Below are 15,862 nucleotides of genomic sequence, written 5' to 3'. Positions count from 1 at the left end.
AGGAAGGCCATGGACAGAACCGAATTCATCGTCGTCACGGCCACGCTCCTGTTCATCGCCTTCGCGCTGGGCTGGTTCGCTTATTGGCTGCTGCACCGCTTCACCCGGGTCAGCCAGGCCGACATGGGCGAGCTTGACCAGATGGCGCGGTCGCTGCACGAGGCAGAGGAGGAGCGCGACCAGGCCGTCCTCTATATCCAGAGCCGCGAGGCGGAGCTGACCAACCAGCTCAGCCAGACCGAGGCGGAGTTGCGCGCCGCGATGGACGGATTGCGCGACGCGCGCCGCGAGGCCGAGGAGATGCGCGCCTATATCGAGCGAATGAACCAGGGCTGAGATCCCCGGTCCGGTCGGCCCCCCGGCGTCCCACGCCCGGGAGGCCTGCCGCTATCGTCCCTTTCCCCACCCGACCCCGCCGACTTCCAGTGCGCCGGTCCCCGGGCGGGAAAGCGCCGCACCGTCAGTTCTTGGTCTTCTGCGTTTTCAGGAAGGCGATGATGTCATTGACCTGCGCGACGGTCAGACGGTTTGCAACGTGACCCCAGCGCGGCATGATCGTGTCGAGGTTGCCACCTTCCTCGTCCTTGCCGTCCATGATCGCCCGGCGCATCAGCGTGTCGTCGTTGTGGTACATCTTCTCCAGCCCCGGCGACTGCAGGTCGGCGGACTCGGTGTCGCCCAGCTTGATCCCACCGGAGGCGTCGCGCTTGTGGCAGACGGCGCAATGGCCCATGAACAGCCGCTTGCCCGCGTCCACGTTGCTCGCCGCGCGGGCGGGGGCGGGTGCGAGGGTCGATGCGCAGAGCGCAAGGATGGCCAGCACGGGCAGAGCGCGCGCGGGCCGGAGGTCTCTCTGTCTTGAATGCATGACTTAGATCTCCTTTCGGTCCGCCGGGGTGGCGGGCGCAACCAACCTCTGCCGGTCGCGCGGAAAGGGCATTGACTCAGATCAGGAAAGGGAATCGTGGCGTAAGGCCGATGTCGCGGCGCTACTTCGCTACGATCTCGCCCTTGGCGGTCTTGTGACGGGTGTCGAGGAAGCCATAGCGCCCTGCCGGCAGCGCCATCTTCAGAACCAGCTTGTGGGCCGGCGGTATGGCCTTTACGAGCTGCAGCCGCGGGCTGTCGAACTCGGCCGTGCTCTTGCCCTTGTTCACCACGGTCAGGGTGAAGATCTTGCCGGCCGCGACATGCACCTCGGCCGGTGCGGCGTGGCCGTCTTTCAGCGTGACGGTCAGCGGGGACTCAGCAAGCGCGGGCAGCGCGGGAAGGGCGAAGGCGGCGGACAGAAAGAGGGCCGATGCGGCGGCCCGCAGGTAGTTGGTCATTGGGCGTCTCCTGTCGGCGCGTTGGCTCGCGCCGGTGCCGGACCTATCCGATCGCCTGGAACGCGTAAAGGGAAGGGCCGGATCACCAGCGGGTGAGCGCGGCCTCGTCCGCGTCCTTCGCCGCGACCCAGGAGGTCCCGTCCGCCCCGATCTCCTTCTTCCAGAAGGGGGCGCGCGATTTCAGGTAATCCATCAGAAACTCCGCCGCCGCGAAGGCCTCCGCCCGGTGGCGGGCGGCGGTGGCGACCATCATGATTCGCTCGCCGGGCGCGAGCGCGCCGTAGCGGTGGATGATCAGGCTGCCGGTCAGCTGCCAGCGCGCGGTCGCCTCCGCCTCGATCGCGGCGAGGGCGCGTTCGGTCATACCGGGGTAGTGCTCGATCTCCATGCGGCTCAGCTTGCCGCTGTCGTCGCGCACGACGCCCGTAAAGGTGACGACGGCGCCCACGTCCGGCCCGGTGCCGAAGCGTTCCAGCTCCGCACCCGGATCGAAGCTTTCGGACTGGACCCGGACCGCCATCTCAGCCCCCGGTCATCGGCGGGAAGAAGGCGACCTCCCGCACCCCGGCGAGGGGCGCGTCGAAATCGGAGAGCTCCTGGTCCAGCGCCACCCGCAGGCTCGCCAGATCCTCGAAGGCGGCGGCATAGCGGTCCTCGCGGGCGCGCAGTTCTTCCACAAGGGCCGCGACTGTGGTCGCGCCGGTGTCAAGCCGTTCCTTCGGCAGGCCGATGCGCTCGCGGACCCAGGCGAAGTAGAGAACGTCGATCATGACTTCACCTCGCTCTTCAGATGCGGCAGGGCCTTGACGAAATAGTCGATGCCGGTGACCAGCGTCAGGGCCGCCGCGATCCAGATCAGCACCAGGCCGACCTGGGTGGCGGAGCTGGCCGACCAGTGCTTGATTGCCAGCCCCTCGTCCTCGACATAGGACAGGCCGGTGCCGAGGAAAAGCGTGGCGATGGCGAGCATCTGAAGCGTGGTCTTCCACTTGGCGATCTTGGTGACCTTGAGATAGGCCGATTTGTCACCGAGGAACTCGCGCAGGCCCGAGACGAACACTTCGCGGAAGAGGATCACCGTCGCGGGCAGGATCAGCCACGGGTTCATGCCGGAATAGCCGGTGAGCACCACGAGGGCGATCACCACCATCGCCTTGTCGGCGATCGGGTCCAGCATGGCGCCGAACTTCGATTCCTGTCCCCAGCGGCGGGCAAGGTAGCCGTCGATCCAGTCCGTCACCGAGGCGACGACGAAGAGGCCGAGCGCGAACCAGTCGGCATAGGGCCGGGTGAAATAGAGAAACATCACCGGCACGCCGGGAGCGGCGAACAGGCGCAGGACCGTCAGCGTATTCGGGATCGTCCATCTCATGCCGGATACCTAGCCCATTCGCGGGCCGCTGGGAACGTCCGAAACAGCCGCAGGGCGGCACGGGCGGGTGCCGGCGGGGGCGACCCTGTCACGGCCGGATAGGTACCGGGGGATGGGTCAGCTGCAACTCGTAATGGCTGCCGTTGGAATGGGTGCTCGCAGAATGCTCGAGCACGCCCTCGAGGCGGAAGCGGTCGAAGTAGTTGAGGTGCTGCGCGCCCCTGCCATGCACGACAAGCGTGTCGGTGGCAGTGATGCCCTGGTTGGTGCCGCCCATCTGCGCGGTGTTGCCGAAGCGGTCGATGACATAGCCCTGTGTTACCAGCGTATCGCCAAGGTAATGCGCCGGGTCGTGGACGATCGACTTTATGGGAAGGTCGATCGGCCGGTGCGCCGAGGCGGTGGAGGCCATCGCGGCGGGCGCGGCAAGGCAGAAGGCGCAGGCCAGGGCGGCAGGCAGCGCGGTGCTGTGGGAACGGGACATCTGAACCTCCGATCTGCGCCCGGTCCGCGGGGTTCCGAGGGCGGAAGGGGCCGGAACGGCGCGGGCAGCCGGGCGGAAGCAGCGGCAGATTATGCGCGGAGCCGCGGCCTCGCCAGTAGGCCTGCGCGATCTTCGCAGGACTGTGATTCCATGTGCTTAGCCGATCCGACGAGACGGGCGCAGGCCCCATGACGGGCCTTACGACCCGACGCGGTGGGGCGGCGCCGTCAGCTTCAGGTGATAGGGATTGTGATTGGCGGCGCGCAGCCCGCCTTTCACGAACAGCCCGGTGAGGATGTATTTCCGCTTCGGCCGGATCGTCTCGATCCCCGTGCCGATGACGGGCAGGTCATGCGATGAGACACTGCCGCCCGGCTCGTCGGAGAAGAGGATATACCCCTTCTCGCGGCGCAGCAGATAGCCCTCCATCCGAACCACCTTCCCGCTGTAGCGGGTGGGATGCCAGGTCACCGTGCCGACGCGATGGAGTGGCAGGGCCAGCGCCGGCATGGCGGCGGCGAGGGCGATGAGCGTCAGGAGCGTGCGTTTCACTGGGTCACCTCCGGAATGATGTCGAGGCCGTCGGGGATGTGCAGGTAGCCCGGCTTGCTGCCGCGCACGCCCTTCACGCCGTATTGCCACAGGATGCGGTCGGTCTTCTTGTCGATCACGACGATCCTCTGGTTGAGGTCGTCCGTGGCGATGACGTTGCCGTTCGGCAGTTCCTCGGCCAGCGAAGGCCGGTCGAGCCCGCCGCCTTGGCGGGGGTGGTAGTCCCACAGCACGTGGCCCTGGCGGTCGACCTCGATGATCCGCCCCGGCCGGGTATAGCCCGCGACGATGATATGCCCGTCGATGGTCGGCTGCGGGTCGGAGGGATAGCTGATCGGCAGGGTGAACTGGACCACCGGCTTCCAGGCGGCGTTGAGCTCCATCAGCTTGTGGCCCTGGATCTCGCTGACCAAAACGTGCCCGTCCGGCAGCGGCCTGTCGCCATTAGGGGAGGCCAGCGTGCCGGGTCCGCCGGAGCAGTCCCGGGTGCGCCCGGCCTGGCGTATGATATGCTTGTCCGGCGTGATCTCGATGATGCGGCAGTTGCGGATGTCGGCGGTGATGATGTTGCCGTTGGGCAGCTGGTAGGCGTCGTCCGGGTAGTCGAGCTGACCGTGCCGCCAGCCTTGATGGCCGAGGTCGCCATAGGACCAGACGGGCTTGCCGCTGGCGATGTCGATCTTCTCGATCACCTGGCCATGTTCGAGGTTGGTGATGATGGTCTTGCCATTGTCGGCGAAGAAGGCGTCATCCGCCCCCTGGCCGCCGGGAACGCCGTGGAAGTGGTATTCCCAGAGAATCTGCTTCTGGGGGCTGACGAGCAGCAGCCGCTCGTTGCCGCGGTCGGCGATCAGAACGTCGTAGCCGCCGAGGGCCGCCGCGTCATGCGGCGTCGCCGCCGCGCGCTTGTCGAGCGTTGTGGGCGGCAGGGCCGGCAGAGAGGGCAGGGCGAGGGCGGGTGCCGACGAGGCCGTTGCCGGTGCCGGGACCTGGGCTGAGGCGACGACCAGCGGCGCAGTTGCAGCGGCACCTGAGGCACCTGACGCACCGGATGCACCGGCGGTATCGGCAAAGGCCGCGGCGGGCGCCATGGCGCAGAGGGCCAGGGCGGCAAAGGCGGCAGTAGTTGGGCGTCTCACGCGATCTCCCCTACGCAAGGTGTCAGCCACGGTAGGGGAGCCCGAGGAGCCGCGCCAGAGCTCCCGGCGACTATCCCAACAGATTGAAGATACTGACGTAACCGTCAGCTCCGTTCGTGGAAGAAGTCATAGACGGTCTGCGCCATCGCGGCCGAGATCCCGTCGACCGCCTTCAGGTCCTCCACGCCCGCGCGCGACACCGCCTTGGCCGATCCGAAATGCGCCAGAAGCGCCCGCTTGCGGGTGGCGCCGACACCGGGGATGTCGTCGAGCGGCGTGGCGCCCACGGCCTTCGCGCGCTTCTGGCGATGGGCGCCGATGGCCCAGCGGTGGGCCTCGTCGCGCAGGCGCTGGACGAAGTAGAGCACCGGGTCGTTGTGGCGCAGCGCGAAGGGGCGACGCCCGATGCGATGGAATTCCTCCTTGCCCGCGTCGCGGTCGATCCCCTTGGCGACGCCGATCATCGCCACGTCGGCCACGCCCAGCTCGCCGAGGATCTCGTGCACTGCGGAGACCTGGCCCGCACCGCCGTCGATCAGCAGGAGATCCGGCCAGGCCTCGGACTCGCGGTCCGGGTCTTCCTTGATCAGGCGCTGGAACCGGCGTGTGAGGACCTCCTTCATCATGCCGAAGTCGTCACCCGGGGTGATCTCCGTCCCCTTGATGTTGAACTTGCGGTACTGGCTTTTCAGGAACCCCTCGGGCCCCGCGACGATCATGCCGCCGACCGCATTCGTCCCCATGATGTGAGAGTTGTCGTAGACCTCGATCCGCTTCGGCGGCGCGGGCAGATCGAAGGCCTCGGCGAGACCGGAGAGAAGCCGCGCTTGGCTCGCGCTCTCGGCCATCTTCCGGGCAAGGCTTTCTCGGGCGTTGCGTGCGGCGTTCTCTACCAGCTCTGCCTTCTCGCCGCGCTGAGGCACGGCAAGTTCCACCTTGCGGCCGGCGCGATCGGACAGAAGCTGGACGGTCAGGTCCTCGTCCTCGATCGGGTGGGAGAGAAGGACCAGCTTCGGGGGCACCTTGTCGTCGTAGAACTGGGCAAGGAAGGCTTCGAGGATCTCTGCCTCCTCGGCGCCGGCGCCGGTCTTGGGGTAGAAGTCGCGGTTGCCCCAGGACTGGTTGGCACGGATGAAGAAGACCTGCACGCAGGCCTGGCCGCCCTCCAGGTGGATGGCGATCACATCGGCTTCCGAGACGCCCTGCGGGTTGATCCCCTGCGCGCTCTGCACCTGGGTCAGCGCCTTGATCCGGTCGCGCAGCGCCGCTGCACGCTCGAACTCCAGCTCTGCCGAGGCCTTCTCCATCTCCGCCGCCAGATGCGCCTGGACGGTGGTGGATTTGCCTTCGAGGAAGCGCTGCGCATCGTCGATCAGCGCGTCGTAGTCTGCCTCTGAGATCTTGCCGACGCACGGGGCCGAGCAGCGCTTGATCTGGTAGAGAAGGCACGGCCGCGTGCGGCTTTCGAACATCGCGTCCGAGCAGTTCCGGAGCAGAAACACCCGCTGCAGCTGGTTCAGCGTCCGGTTCACCGCGCCGGCGGAGGCGAAGGGGCCGTAGTAGCTGCCCTTCTCGCTGCGCTTTCCGCGGTGCTTCTTGATCTGCGGGAAGCGGTGTTCGCGCGAGATCAGGATGTTGGGGAAGCTCTTGTCGTCCCTCAGAAGCACGTTGTAGCGCGGCTTCAGCTGCTTGATGAGGTTCTGTTCAAGCAGAAGCGCCTCGGCCTCCGTCCGCGTGGTCAGGAACATCATCGAGGCGGTCTCGCGGATCATCCGGGCGATGCGGGCGGAATGTCCGGCGGGCCGCGCGTAGCTCGAGACCCGCGCCTTCAGGTTGCGCGCCTTGCCGACGTAGAGAACTTCGTTGCGCTCGTTCAGCATCCGGTAGACGCCGGGCGAGGCGTCCAGCGTCCTGAGGTAGGACTGGATCACTGCATGGCCCGTAGGGGCGGTTTCGGCCTTGGGCTGCGTCTCGGTCATCGTGCCTGCCTGATTCCCATCGGCTGCAATCTTATCGGTGTGAGGGCAAGGAAAAACCTGTCCCCGTTTTCTGTGGACAAGTCTGGTGGAAACTTTTCGTCAGCCCGAAATATCCCTGAATTATCGTTCGGTTCGTTGCTTTGCCTAAATTTTAATCGAACATGTAAGGCATTGATTTTACTGCAGATAAATTCGGGTCATGGGCAAGCAACTGAATCTCTTAGGAGAATCGTAACAGTTCGGTGAAGGTTCTGGCCCAAGTGGACAAGTCAAGGCCCCATGGCGGCACCGGATGCCGCAACCTAGGGTTCCAAGCCAAGTATATCAGGGGTTTGCCAGGCCAGATGCTGACCGCCATCGGTGCAGATCAACTGCCCGGTGACAGAGGCCGCATCAACCAGATAGCCGAGTGCCGCGCAGATATCCTCGGGGTTGGAGCCGCGCTTGAGGACGGTCGCGGCGCGCTGCCGGGCGAAGTGCTGTTCGCTCTGCCGCGCGCCGCGCAGCGTCGGCCCCGGGCCTATGGCGTTGACGCGCACGCGGGGGGCGAGCGCCTGGGCCGCCGTCCGGGTCAGCGCCCAGAGGCCCATCTTGGCCAGCGTGTAGGTCATGAACTCCGGCGTCAGTTTCTGCACCCGCTGGTCGAGCATGTTGACCACTGCGGCGCGGGCGCGTGGCTCGCCGTTCGCGTCCATCTCCGGCTCCGGCGCCTGGGCGGCGAAGGCCTGGATCAGCACGAAGGGCGCGCGCAGGTTCGATTCCATGTGCCTGTCCCAGCTTTCCCGGGTGGCGCTGGACAGGCTGTCGTATTCGAAGATCGAGGCGTTGTTGACGAGAAGCGTCAGCGGCCCGCCGAGCGCTTCCGTCGCGCGCGGCAGCAGCGCCTGCATCTCGGCCTCGACCACCAGGTCTGCCTGAAGCGCCGCGGCCTCGCGGCCAAGGGCGCGGATCTCGGCTACGACCTCCTCCGCCGCGGTCTCGGAGCCGGAGTAATGGACGGCCACGTCATAGCCGCGCCGCGCCATGTGAAGCGCCATCGCCCGGCCGAGCCTTCGGCCCGCGCCGGTAATCAGGGCACGTCCGGCGGGAGCGGCGCTCATGCCTTGCCCCCGCCGCAGGGGCAGGGGCCGCGACCGATCTTGTAGCGCCCGCATTTGGGGCATTTGCCCGCCGCGCCGCGCGGCTTTCTCGGCCCGCCGACGCGGAGCCGGCCGAACATCGCGAGCGCCAGGATGACGATGAGGAAGAGGCTGACGATCTTTACCATCGCTCAGAGCCCGTAGCGCGCCCAGAGCGCCCTGTCCTCGACCCCGGCGAGCGCGTCGCCAATTACCTCGGCCGTGAACCGGCGCAGGAGGCCGCGGCGTTGGCCGTAATGGGCCATGCGGACCTTCTCCCCATAAAGTTCCTTAAGCTTCGGCACGAGATGGGCGATGCCGTCGGCAAGGCCCTTTTCCACCGCTTGCCGCCCGACCCAGACATCGCCTGTGAAGAGGTCCTCGTCGGCCAGACGCCCGGCGCGGCGGGTCTTCACCTGGGCGATGAAGCTCTGGTGGATCGGCTCCTGCAGGGCCTTGAGGCGGGCCACGTCCTCCGGCTTTTCCGGCTGGAACGGGTCGAGGAAGCTTTTCGACTTGCCGGCGGTATGGACGCGCCGCTCCACCCCGTGGCGCGTCAGCAGGTCCGAGAAGCCGAAGCTTGCCGAAATCACGCCGATGGATCCGACGACGGAGCTTTCGTCGAGCCAGATGTGATCGGCGGCGGTGGCAAGCCAGTAGCCGCCGGAGGCCGCGACATCCTCGACGAAGGCATGGACCGGGATCGACTTCTCCGCCGCGAGCCGTCGGATGCGGCCGGCGATCAGCGCGGTCTGAACCGGCGCCCCGCCGGGCGAGTTGATGGCCAGCGCCACGGCGGAGGGCTTGCCTTTGCGGAACGCGCGCTCGATCACCGGGGCGAGGGCGGCGTCGCTGAGGCTGGCGCCGCGGCGGCTGGCGGCGATGACGCCGGCGAGGCGGATCACCGCGACGCGGGGCGGCCGCGATAGGAAGGGGATCGGCATGGTCATGGATCCGATGTAGAGCCTGGCTTGCCGCGGAACAAGCGGAAGCCGCAGGCGCCGGGCGAAGGCAGTCTAGCCCGTCCGCGCGCGGCGTTGCGCGGGCGGGCGGCTTGAGCGCGCGCGCGGCGCGTGCCAGAACATCGCCACAGGGGAAGGGGAGGACCAGATGGCCAACGTGCTTTACGATGCCTTGTTCGCGCCGATGGAGGGTAGCGACAGGCGCCTTCTGGTGCTGCCGGACGGGCGCGAGATCAGCGCCGGGGCGTTCTCGGCGATGGTGGCGCGCTTCTCGCATGCGCTGGTCGCGGCGGGCGTGGCCCCCGGGGACCGGGTCGCGGTGCAGGTGGCGAAATCGCCCGAGGCGCTGGCCGTCTATGCCGCGACGGTGGCGGCGGGCGGGATCTTCCTTCCGCTGAACACGGCTTACACGGCCGAGGAAGTCTCTTATTTCCTTGGCAATGCGACGCCAAAGCTGTTCCTGTGCGATGGCGCGAAGGAAGCGGCGCTGGCGCCCGTGGCCAAGTCCGCCGGGGCTGGGCTGCAAGTGCTGAGCGCCGATGGCTCGGGGAGTTTTCCGGAGGGCGCCGCTGGGTTCAGCGACCATTTCGAGCCAGTCGCGCGGAGCGGCGATGATCTGGCAGCCTTCCTCTATACCTCTGGCACGACGGGGCGGTCCAAGGGGGCGATGCTGACGCATTCGAACCTGCTGTCGAATGCAGAGGTTCTGGCGCAGGAATGGCGCTTCACGGACGCGGACGTGCTGCTGCACGCGCTGCCGATCTTTCACACGCACGGGCTGTTCGTGGCCTGCAACGTGGTGTGCCTGACCGGTGGCGCGATGATCTTCCTGCCGGGGTTCGACCGGGACGAGGTGATCCGGCTGCTGCCGCAGGCGACCAGCATGATGGGCGTGCCGACCTTCTACACGCGGCTTCTGGACGACCCGCGGTTCGACCGGCAACTGGTTGAACACATGAGGCTTTTCACCTCCGGCTCGGCGCCTCTGCTGGCCGAGACGCATGTCGAGTTCGAGGGGCGGACGGGGCACCGAATCCTCGAGCGCTACGGCATGACCGAGACCAACATGAACACCTCCAACCCCTATGAGGGCGAGCGGCGGGCGGGGACCGTTGGTTTCCCGCTGCCGGGGGTGGAACTGAAGATCGTCGATCCGTCGACCGGCGAGACCCTGCCGCGGGGCGAGGCGGGCATGATCGAGGTGCGGGGGCCGAACGTCTTCAAGGGCTACTGGCAGATGCCGGAGAAGACGCGGGAGGAGTTGCGCGAGGACGGGTTCTTCATCACCGGGGACATCGGCGTCATCGATGCCGAGGGTTATGTAAGCATCGTCGGGCGGGCGAAAGACCTTATTATTACAGGGGGTTACAACGTCTATCCCAAGGAGATCGAGCTGATCCTGGACGAGCAGGAGGGGGTGCTGGAATCGGCGGTGATCGGCGTGCCGCATCCGGACTTCGGCGAGGCCGTTTTCGGCGTGCTGGTGGCACGTGCGGGGGAGACGCCGGATCCGCAGGCGATCATGGCGGGGCTGGCCGGGCGGCTGGCAAAATTCAAGCAGCCCAAGGGCTTGGCCGTGGTGGCGGAGCTGCCAAGGAACACCATGGGGAAGGTCCAGAAGAACCTTCTTCGCGACCAGTTCAAGGGCCGCTTCGCGAAGTGAGGGGCCGGTGCCAACATGGCACCGTTTCCGCACCGATTTCGCACCGTTAAAGCACCTTATTCCGGGACGGTGGGGAAGGGGGCCGTTAAGGGCCCGCCGAGTGCCAGGGAGGGTCAGGGCCCGCTGCTACGGTCCGGGCCGACGCGCCGGGACGGCCGCGCCCCTGTGCCCGCGCCCCCCAACGCGATTGAAAAGCCTCCGGCTTCTGGTATGAGCCGGATTCATGGATCATTTTCTTTACAGGGGCGGTGCGCTCCATGCCGAGGATGTGCCGGTGGCCGAGATCGCGGCCAGCGTGGGCACGCCGTTCTACCTTTACTCCGCGGCGACGCTGGAGCGGCATTACCGCGTCTTCACCGAGGCGCTGAGCCCGCTACCGCATCTCGTCTGCTTCGCCATCAAGGCGCTGTCGAACACGGCCGTTCTCAAGCTCCTTGGCGATCTCGGCGCGGGGATGGACGTGGTCTCGGAAGGGGAATACCTGCGCGCCCGGGCCGCGGGCGTTCCGGGCGAGCGGATCGTCTTCTCCGGCGTTGGCAAGACCCGGGGCGAGATGCGCACCGCGCTGGAAGGCGGCATCCGGCAGTTCAACGTGGAAAGCGAGCCGGAGCTTCTGGCGCTGAGCGAGGTGGCGAGCGCTATGGGCGTCACCGCCCCGATCACCGTGCGGGTGAACCCCGACGTCGACGCCAAGACGCATGCCAAGATCGCGACCGGCAAGAAGGAAAACAAGTTCGGGATCCCGATCACACGCGCGTCGGAGGTCTACGCCCAGGCCGCCCGCCTGCCGGGGATCGAGGTGGTGGGGATCGACGTTCACATCGGATCGCAGATCACCGACCTCGACCCCTACGAGCAGGCCTTCCTGCGCGTCGCCGATCTGACCCGTCAGCTGCGCGCCGAGGGCCATGACATCCGCCGGCTGGACCTCGGCGGCGGGCTGGGCATCCCCTATACCCGCGGCAACGAGGCGCCGCCGCTTCCGGCCGAATACGGCGCCGTCATCAAGCGCACGGTCGGCGATCTCGGCTGCGAGGTGGAGATCGAGCCGGGCCGCCTGATCGCCGGAAATGCCGGCCTTCTGGTCAGTTCCGTCATCTACGTGAAATCCGGGGAGGAAAGGGACTTCCTGATCCTCGACGCGGCGATGAACGATCTTGTCCGCCCCTCGATGTACGACGCCCACCACGACATCGTGCCGGTGGTGGAGCCAGAAGCCGGGGTCGAGATGCTGCCCTATGACGTGGTGGGCCCGGTCTGCGAGACCGGCGACACCTTCGCCCGCGCCCGCCCGCTGCCGCCGCTGGCCGCGGGCGATCTCGTCGCGTTCCGGTCGGCCGGGGCCTATGGCGCGGTCATGGCGTCGGAGTACAATTCCCGCCCATTGGTGCCGGAAGTGCTGGTGAAGGGCGATCACGCGGCTGTAATTCGTGCTAGACCGTCCTATATCGAGATGTTGAACCGCGATGTGATCCCGGATTGGCTTTAGGGCCGGCGCTGGCCCGGCCGGAAAGGCGCGATGAGTGAGCGACCCCCGTTGGTGGAGGATACGCTCGCAGGGCTGGGCTGGCCGCTGCGGCTGACTCGGCTGGGGCTGATCGCGGAACGGATCACGCGGAGCTTCTGGCCGGTCTGGTCGATCCTGCTCGCCGCCATCGCCATTGACGCCTTCGACCTGCAGGATGCGCTGCCGCTGGAAGTGGCCTGGACCGGGCTGATGCTGATCCTCGCCGGGCTCCTGTGGGGCCTGTGGTCCGGGATCCGCCGCTTCCGCTGGCCGTCGCGGGAAGAGGCGCTCGACCGGCTCGACGCCACGCTTCCGGGCCGTCCCCTGGCCACGCTGCGCGACACCCAGGCGATCGGTGCGGGCGACGAAGGGTCCACCGGCGTCTGGCAGGCGCATCTGGCGCGGATGGCGGCGCGGGCCGCGGGCGCGCGCGCTGTCCTGCCGGACCTGCGGCTTTCCCGGCAGGACCCGTTCGCCCTGCGCTACATGGCGCTTCTCGTGTTCCTGCTCGCAGTCGGCTTCGGATCGATCTGGCGGATCGGCAGCACCGGCCCGCTGCCGGGCGCGGGCGCCGCGCTGGCGGCCGGCCCGTCGTGGGAGGGCTGGGTGCAGCCGCCCACCTATACCGGCAAGCCCACGCTCTACCTCAACGATATCCAGGCCAAGACCCTCGACGTGCCGCAGGGATCGAAGATCACGCTCAGGCTCTATGGCAAGGTCGGCGCGCTGACGGTGGCGGAGACAGTCTCTGGCCGCACCGGAGAGGCTGGTAGCGCCTCGGCCGCGGATCAGGCCTTCGATGTCACCCGCTCCGGCACGCTTTCGATCGACGGGGCAGGCGGGCGGTCGTGGCAGATCCATCTGGTGCCCGACACCCCGCCGCAGGTCGCCATCCTGCGCCCGCCGGAGCGCAAGGCAAGCGGCGAGATGCAGCTCGCCTTCCATGCGAAGGACGATTACGGCGTGCGAAGCGGCACGGCGACGATCACGCTCGACCTTGCCAAGGTGGATCGCCGCTACGGCCTTGCCACCGCGCCGGAGCCGAGAAAGCCGATCGTGCTTGACCTGCCGATGCCCGTCACCGGCAAGCGCAGCGATTTCCAAGGGCTTCTGGTCGACGACCTGCAGAAGAGCGCCTGGGCCAACCTGCCGGTGAAGATCACGCTTTCGGTGAAGGATGACGCGGGGCAGGTGGGCCAGTCGAAGGTGATGGAGACGGTCCTGCCGGGCCGGCGCTTCTTCGACCCGCTTGCGGCCGCTGTGATCGAGATGCGGCGGGACCTCCTCTGGTCCAAGGCCAATGCCGAGCGCGCGGACGAGATCCTGCGCGCGGTCACGTGGAAGCCGGAGGGCTTCATCAAGAACGAGAAGGCCTATCTTCTGCTCCGCGTCACCATGAAACGGCTTGAGGCGGGGATAAAGACGGGGCTGACCGCGAAGGCGCGCGACGACGTGGCAGAGGCGCTGTGGCAGGTCGCGGTGGAGCTGGAGAAGGGCACGCTTTCGGATGCGCTTGACCGGCTGCACCAGGCGCAGGACCGGCTGTCGCAGGCGATCCGCCGGGGCGCGAGCAAGGACGAGATCGCCAAGCTGATGCAGGACCTGAACCAGGCGCTGCAGAACTACGTCGCCCGGCTGGCCGAGCAGCAGCAGAACGGCCAGGACCGGCAGACCGCGCAGAACCAGCAGGGCCAGATGATCACCGGCGACCAGATGCAGCAGCTTCTCGACCGGCTGCAGCAGCTGATGGAGCAGGGCAAGATGGCCGAGGCGCAGCAGCTTCTCGACCGGCTGCGCCAGCTGACCGAGAACATGCAGGTGGCGCAGGGCCAGGGCGGTATGCAGATCCCCGGCGGCAAGGCGATGAAGGGGCTGACGGATACGTTGCGCCAGCAGCAGCAGCTGTCCGACAACACCTTTCAGGACCTGCAGCGCCGGTTCGAGAAGCAGGGCCAGCAGGGCTTTGGCGAACCCGGCCAGACCCAGGGCCAGCAGGGTCAGGGCCAGGGGCAGCAGCAGGGGCAGCAACAGGGCCAGCAGCCCGGGCAGGGGCAGCAGGGCCAGGGCGGCCAGAGCCTCGCCGACCGGCAGGGCCAGCTTCAGCGCGAGCTGCAGCGCCAGGCGCAGGGCATTCTGCCCGGTGACGGCACGCAGGCCGGCAAGGATGCGCGGGACGCGCTGGGCCGCGCCGGGCGGGCGATGAGCCAGGCCGAGCAGGCCCTGCGCCAGGGCGACAACGCCCGGGCGCTGGACCAGCAGGCGCAGGCGATGGACGCGCTGCGCCAGGGGCTCCATTCCATGGACCAGGCGATGCGGGGCGGCGACAAGGGCCGCTCCACCGCGCAGAACGGCCAGCAGCCGCAGCCGGGCGGGCAGAACGGGCAGATGTCGGACCCGCTGGGCCGCCAGGTCGGCGAGAACGGCGCGCTGGGCACCAGCCGGAACATGCTTCTGGGCGAGGATGTCTACCGCCGCGCCCGCCAGCTTCTGGACGAGCTGCGCAAGCGGTCCGGCGACACGTCGCGGCCTAGCTTCGAACGCGATTACATCAAGCGGCTGCTGAACCTGTTCTGAGCCCCGGCCCCGCGCGCGCCCGGAGAGGCGGCGCGGCGGTTCAGTGGTTCATCTGCGCCACGGCGGAGAGCAGCTGCCGGTTCAGCCAGAGGCGCCCGCTGTCGATCAGGCCGACGTAACCGTTGAGATAGGGGCCTGCCGCCGGCACCCGTGCCGCGATCGCAGGGGCGAGGACATAGGCGATCAGCCCCAGCACCACGATCAGCAGAACCAGCCGGAAACCGACGCGGAAGCCCCGCATGCCGTCGCGCTGCGCCGGCGGCGGGGCGACGGCCACCGCCGCCGCACCGTGGACGCTGCCGGCCGCGGTGAGGGTGGAGTTGATCTGCTCGATGTCCGGCAGAAGGTCGCGCCGCGCGCCGGCGGCGGCGTGGCCTTGATCGGCCTCTGCATCCCCGTCCGCGTCCGCGTGCGTCTCCTCGCCTTCGGCCTGGGCCTCTTCGGCGGCCTCGTCAGCCTCGTCGGCCGCGGGGGTCAGCGTGCGGCGGGTGGTGGGGATGACGGGTTCGTCTTCCTTGTCCTCGTCTTCATCCATCCAGGACGGGCGGGATGGCGAGACGGAAATCGGGGAGACCGGGGATGGAGCGGCCGAGGGCGGGGCCGCCGGCGTGCCACCCTCGGCGGCGCGGGCGGTGCGCTCGCGCTCGGCCTCTTCGCGCAGCACGGCCTGGATGTTTTCGTCCAGCGCCCGGCGCTGCGGTGCGGGGGTCAGCCGGGGCGAGATCAGATCCTCGAAATCGTCGTCTTCGTCCTCGTCCTCGAGAATGGGCGGCGGGCGCGGGCCGGAATGGGTGATGATCGTGGCCGGGGGAGCCTCGGGCGCCCTGGCGGGCGGCGCGGGGGTGGGCTGGGCCTCGCTGGGCGCGGCCTCTCCGAAGGGTTCGTCCTCGTAACCCTCGTCGTAATCCTCGTCGTAGGCGCTGCCGGGTCCGGCCTCCTCCGTCGCCTTGGCGATGCCTTCGGCACCGGCCGCGGCCGGGTTCGGGAGGCCCTCCGCCTCTTCGTCCGACGCATGTTCGAGATGCGGTGGCAGTTGGAACCAGGCATGACCGCAGTTCGAGCACTGCACGTCACGGCCACCGTCCGGGATCGCCCGCTCGTCCACCTCGTACTGCGCGTCGCAATTGGGACACGTGATGCGCATCAAGCCCTCGCTTCCGGCAGAGCACCATTAACCCCATCTG

The 15,862-nt window shown here is 68.0% G+C and carries 17 protein-coding genes; 4 read left to right on the top strand and 13 right to left on the bottom strand.

Going from position 1 to position 15,862, the window contains the following annotated elements:
• The first annotated feature begins 9 nt into the window (after positions 1-9).
• On the top strand, positions 10-336 hold the full coding sequence (locus EIP85_RS13455) for a hypothetical protein (RefSeq protein WP_127902705.1): 327 nt from the start codon (positions 10-12) through the stop codon (positions 334-336).
• Positions 337-460: 124 nt separating this feature from the next.
• Here the strand turns inward: EIP85_RS13455 and EIP85_RS13450 are convergent, their stop codons facing one another.
• The 12 genes from EIP85_RS13450 to EIP85_RS13400 all read right to left on the bottom strand — a co-directional run bounded on the left by EIP85_RS13450 (position 461) and on the right by EIP85_RS13400 (position 8,922).
• Positions 461-868 carry a c-type cytochrome gene (locus EIP85_RS13450; protein WP_127902704.1) on the bottom strand — a complete coding sequence of 136 codons (408 nt, stop codon included), beginning with the start codon at positions 866-868 and terminating at the stop codon, positions 461-463.
• Positions 869-989: 121 nt separating this feature from the next.
• Positions 990-1,328, bottom strand: a complete 339-nt coding sequence (locus EIP85_RS13445) for a cupredoxin domain-containing protein (RefSeq protein ID WP_127902703.1) — start codon at positions 1,326-1,328, stop codon at positions 990-992.
• An 82-nt stretch (positions 1,329-1,410) separates the two neighbouring features.
• Positions 1,411-1,848 carry a molybdenum cofactor biosynthesis protein MoaE gene (locus tag EIP85_RS13440; protein WP_127902702.1) on the bottom strand — a complete coding sequence of 146 codons (438 nt, stop codon included), beginning with the start codon at positions 1,846-1,848 and terminating at the stop codon, positions 1,411-1,413.
• A 1-nt stretch (position 1,849) separates the two neighbouring features.
• The gene (gene moaD, locus EIP85_RS13435) at positions 1,850-2,098 is read right to left on the bottom strand and encodes a molybdopterin converting factor subunit 1 (protein ID WP_127902701.1); all 249 of its coding nucleotides are present in this window, start codon (positions 2,096-2,098) and stop codon (positions 1,850-1,852) included.
• Complete coding sequence (gene pgsA, locus EIP85_RS13430; RefSeq protein WP_127902700.1) at positions 2,095-2,700, bottom strand: CDP-diacylglycerol--glycerol-3-phosphate 3-phosphatidyltransferase; 606 nt, start codon at positions 2,698-2,700, stop codon at positions 2,095-2,097. Before pgsA ends, moaD begins: the two co-directional genes overlap by 4 nt.
• 88 nt (positions 2,701-2,788) lie before the next feature.
• Positions 2,789-3,184: a hypothetical protein gene (locus tag EIP85_RS13425; RefSeq protein ID WP_127902699.1), complete on the bottom strand. Its 396-nt coding sequence runs from the start codon at positions 3,182-3,184 to the stop codon at positions 2,789-2,791.
• 198 nt (positions 3,185-3,382) lie between these two features.
• Positions 3,383-3,736 carry a hypothetical protein gene (locus EIP85_RS13420; protein WP_127902698.1) on the bottom strand — a complete coding sequence of 118 codons (354 nt, stop codon included), beginning with the start codon at positions 3,734-3,736 and terminating at the stop codon, positions 3,383-3,385.
• Positions 3,733-4,875, bottom strand: a complete 1,143-nt coding sequence (locus tag EIP85_RS13415; RefSeq protein ID WP_127902697.1) for an outer membrane protein assembly factor BamB family protein — start codon at positions 4,873-4,875, stop codon at positions 3,733-3,735. The genes EIP85_RS13420 and EIP85_RS13415 overlap by 4 nt, the downstream gene beginning before the upstream one ends.
• Positions 4,876-4,979: 104 nt before the next feature.
• Entirely contained in the window at positions 4,980-6,854 is a 1,875-nt protein-coding gene (gene uvrC / locus EIP85_RS13410) for an excinuclease ABC subunit UvrC (protein WP_127902696.1), read from the bottom strand.
• Between the two features lie 302 nt (positions 6,855-7,156).
• Positions 7,157-7,954, bottom strand: coding sequence for an SDR family oxidoreductase (locus EIP85_RS13405; protein ID WP_127902695.1), 798 nt, complete (start codon positions 7,952-7,954; stop codon positions 7,157-7,159).
• Positions 7,951-8,121, bottom strand: a complete 171-nt coding sequence (locus EIP85_RS22800; protein WP_164871730.1) for a hypothetical protein — start codon at positions 8,119-8,121, stop codon at positions 7,951-7,953. The genes EIP85_RS13405 and EIP85_RS22800 overlap by 4 nt, the downstream gene beginning before the upstream one ends.
• A gap of 3 nt (positions 8,122-8,124) precedes the next feature.
• Complete coding sequence (locus EIP85_RS13400; protein ID WP_127902694.1) at positions 8,125-8,922, bottom strand: S49 family peptidase; 798 nt, start codon at positions 8,920-8,922, stop codon at positions 8,125-8,127.
• A gap of 160 nt (positions 8,923-9,082) precedes the next feature.
• Between EIP85_RS13400 and EIP85_RS13395 the strand changes: the two genes are divergently transcribed.
• The 3 genes from EIP85_RS13395 (at position 9,083) to EIP85_RS13385 (ending at position 14,678) form a co-directional block, all read left to right on the top strand.
• Positions 9,083-10,597 carry a malonate--CoA ligase gene (locus tag EIP85_RS13395; RefSeq protein WP_127902693.1) on the top strand — a complete coding sequence of 505 codons (1,515 nt, stop codon included), beginning with the start codon at positions 9,083-9,085 and terminating at the stop codon, positions 10,595-10,597.
• Positions 10,598-10,820: 223 nt separating this feature from the next.
• A complete protein-coding gene (gene lysA, locus EIP85_RS13390; RefSeq protein ID WP_127902692.1) occupies positions 10,821-12,086 on the top strand; it encodes a diaminopimelate decarboxylase in 1,266 nt (421 codons plus the stop codon).
• 30 nt (positions 12,087-12,116) lie between these two features.
• Positions 12,117-14,678 carry a TIGR02302 family protein gene (locus tag EIP85_RS13385; protein ID WP_127902691.1) on the top strand — a complete coding sequence of 854 codons (2,562 nt, stop codon included), beginning with the start codon at positions 12,117-12,119 and terminating at the stop codon, positions 14,676-14,678.
• Positions 14,679-14,718: 40 nt separating this feature from the next.
• Here EIP85_RS13385 and EIP85_RS13380 read toward each other — a convergent pair whose 3' ends face one another.
• On the bottom strand, positions 14,719-15,822 hold the full coding sequence (locus EIP85_RS13380) for a zinc-ribbon domain-containing protein (RefSeq protein ID WP_127902690.1): 1,104 nt from the start codon (positions 15,820-15,822) through the stop codon (positions 14,719-14,721).
• Positions 15,823-15,862: the final 40 nt, after the last annotated feature.

The sequence above is a fragment of the Solirhodobacter olei genome, assembly GCF_004010155.1.
In the GTDB taxonomy this organism is placed as follows: Bacteria; Pseudomonadota; Alphaproteobacteria; order Rhodobacterales; family Rhodobacteraceae; genus Solirhodobacter; species Solirhodobacter olei.
Note: the sequence above shows the minus strand (reverse complement) of the source record. Positions and strands in the feature narration are given on the sequence as shown.

Bases quoted from the DNA above. Each gene is read 5' to 3' on its own strand.
- EIP85_RS13455 (WP_127902705.1), top strand. From the start codon at position 10: ATGGACAGAACCGAATTCATCGTCGTCACGGCCACGCTCCTGTTCATC.
- EIP85_RS13450 (WP_127902704.1), bottom strand. From the start codon at position 868: ATGCATTCAAGACAGAGAGACCTCCGGCCCGCGCGCGCTCTGCCCGTG.
- EIP85_RS13445 (WP_127902703.1), bottom strand. From the start codon at position 1,328: ATGACCAACTACCTGCGGGCCGCCGCATCGGCCCTCTTTCTGTCCGCC.
- EIP85_RS13440 (WP_127902702.1), bottom strand. From the start codon at position 1,848: ATGGCGGTCCGGGTCCAGTCCGAAAGCTTCGATCCGGGTGCGGAGCTG.
- moaD (WP_127902701.1), bottom strand. From the start codon at position 2,098: ATGATCGACGTTCTCTACTTCGCCTGGGTCCGCGAGCGCATCGGCCTG.
- pgsA (WP_127902700.1), bottom strand. From the start codon at position 2,700: ATGAGATGGACGATCCCGAATACGCTGACGGTCCTGCGCCTGTTCGCC.
- EIP85_RS13425 (WP_127902699.1), bottom strand. From the start codon at position 3,184: ATGTCCCGTTCCCACAGCACCGCGCTGCCTGCCGCCCTGGCCTGCGCC.
- uvrC (WP_127902696.1), bottom strand. From the start codon at position 6,854: ATGACCGAGACGCAGCCCAAGGCCGAAACCGCCCCTACGGGCCATGCA.
- EIP85_RS13405 (WP_127902695.1), bottom strand. From the start codon at position 7,954: ATGAGCGCCGCTCCCGCCGGACGTGCCCTGATTACCGGCGCGGGCCGA.
- EIP85_RS22800 (WP_164871730.1), bottom strand. From the start codon at position 8,121: ATGGTAAAGATCGTCAGCCTCTTCCTCATCGTCATCCTGGCGCTCGCG.
- EIP85_RS13400 (WP_127902694.1), bottom strand. From the start codon at position 8,922: ATGACCATGCCGATCCCCTTCCTATCGCGGCCGCCCCGCGTCGCGGTG.
- EIP85_RS13395 (WP_127902693.1), top strand. From the start codon at position 9,083: ATGGCCAACGTGCTTTACGATGCCTTGTTCGCGCCGATGGAGGGTAGC.
- lysA (WP_127902692.1), top strand. From the start codon at position 10,821: ATGGATCATTTTCTTTACAGGGGCGGTGCGCTCCATGCCGAGGATGTG.
- EIP85_RS13385 (WP_127902691.1), top strand. From the start codon at position 12,117: ATGAGTGAGCGACCCCCGTTGGTGGAGGATACGCTCGCAGGGCTGGGC.
- EIP85_RS13380 (WP_127902690.1), bottom strand. From the start codon at position 15,822: ATGCGCATCACGTGTCCCAATTGCGACGCGCAGTACGAGGTGGACGAG.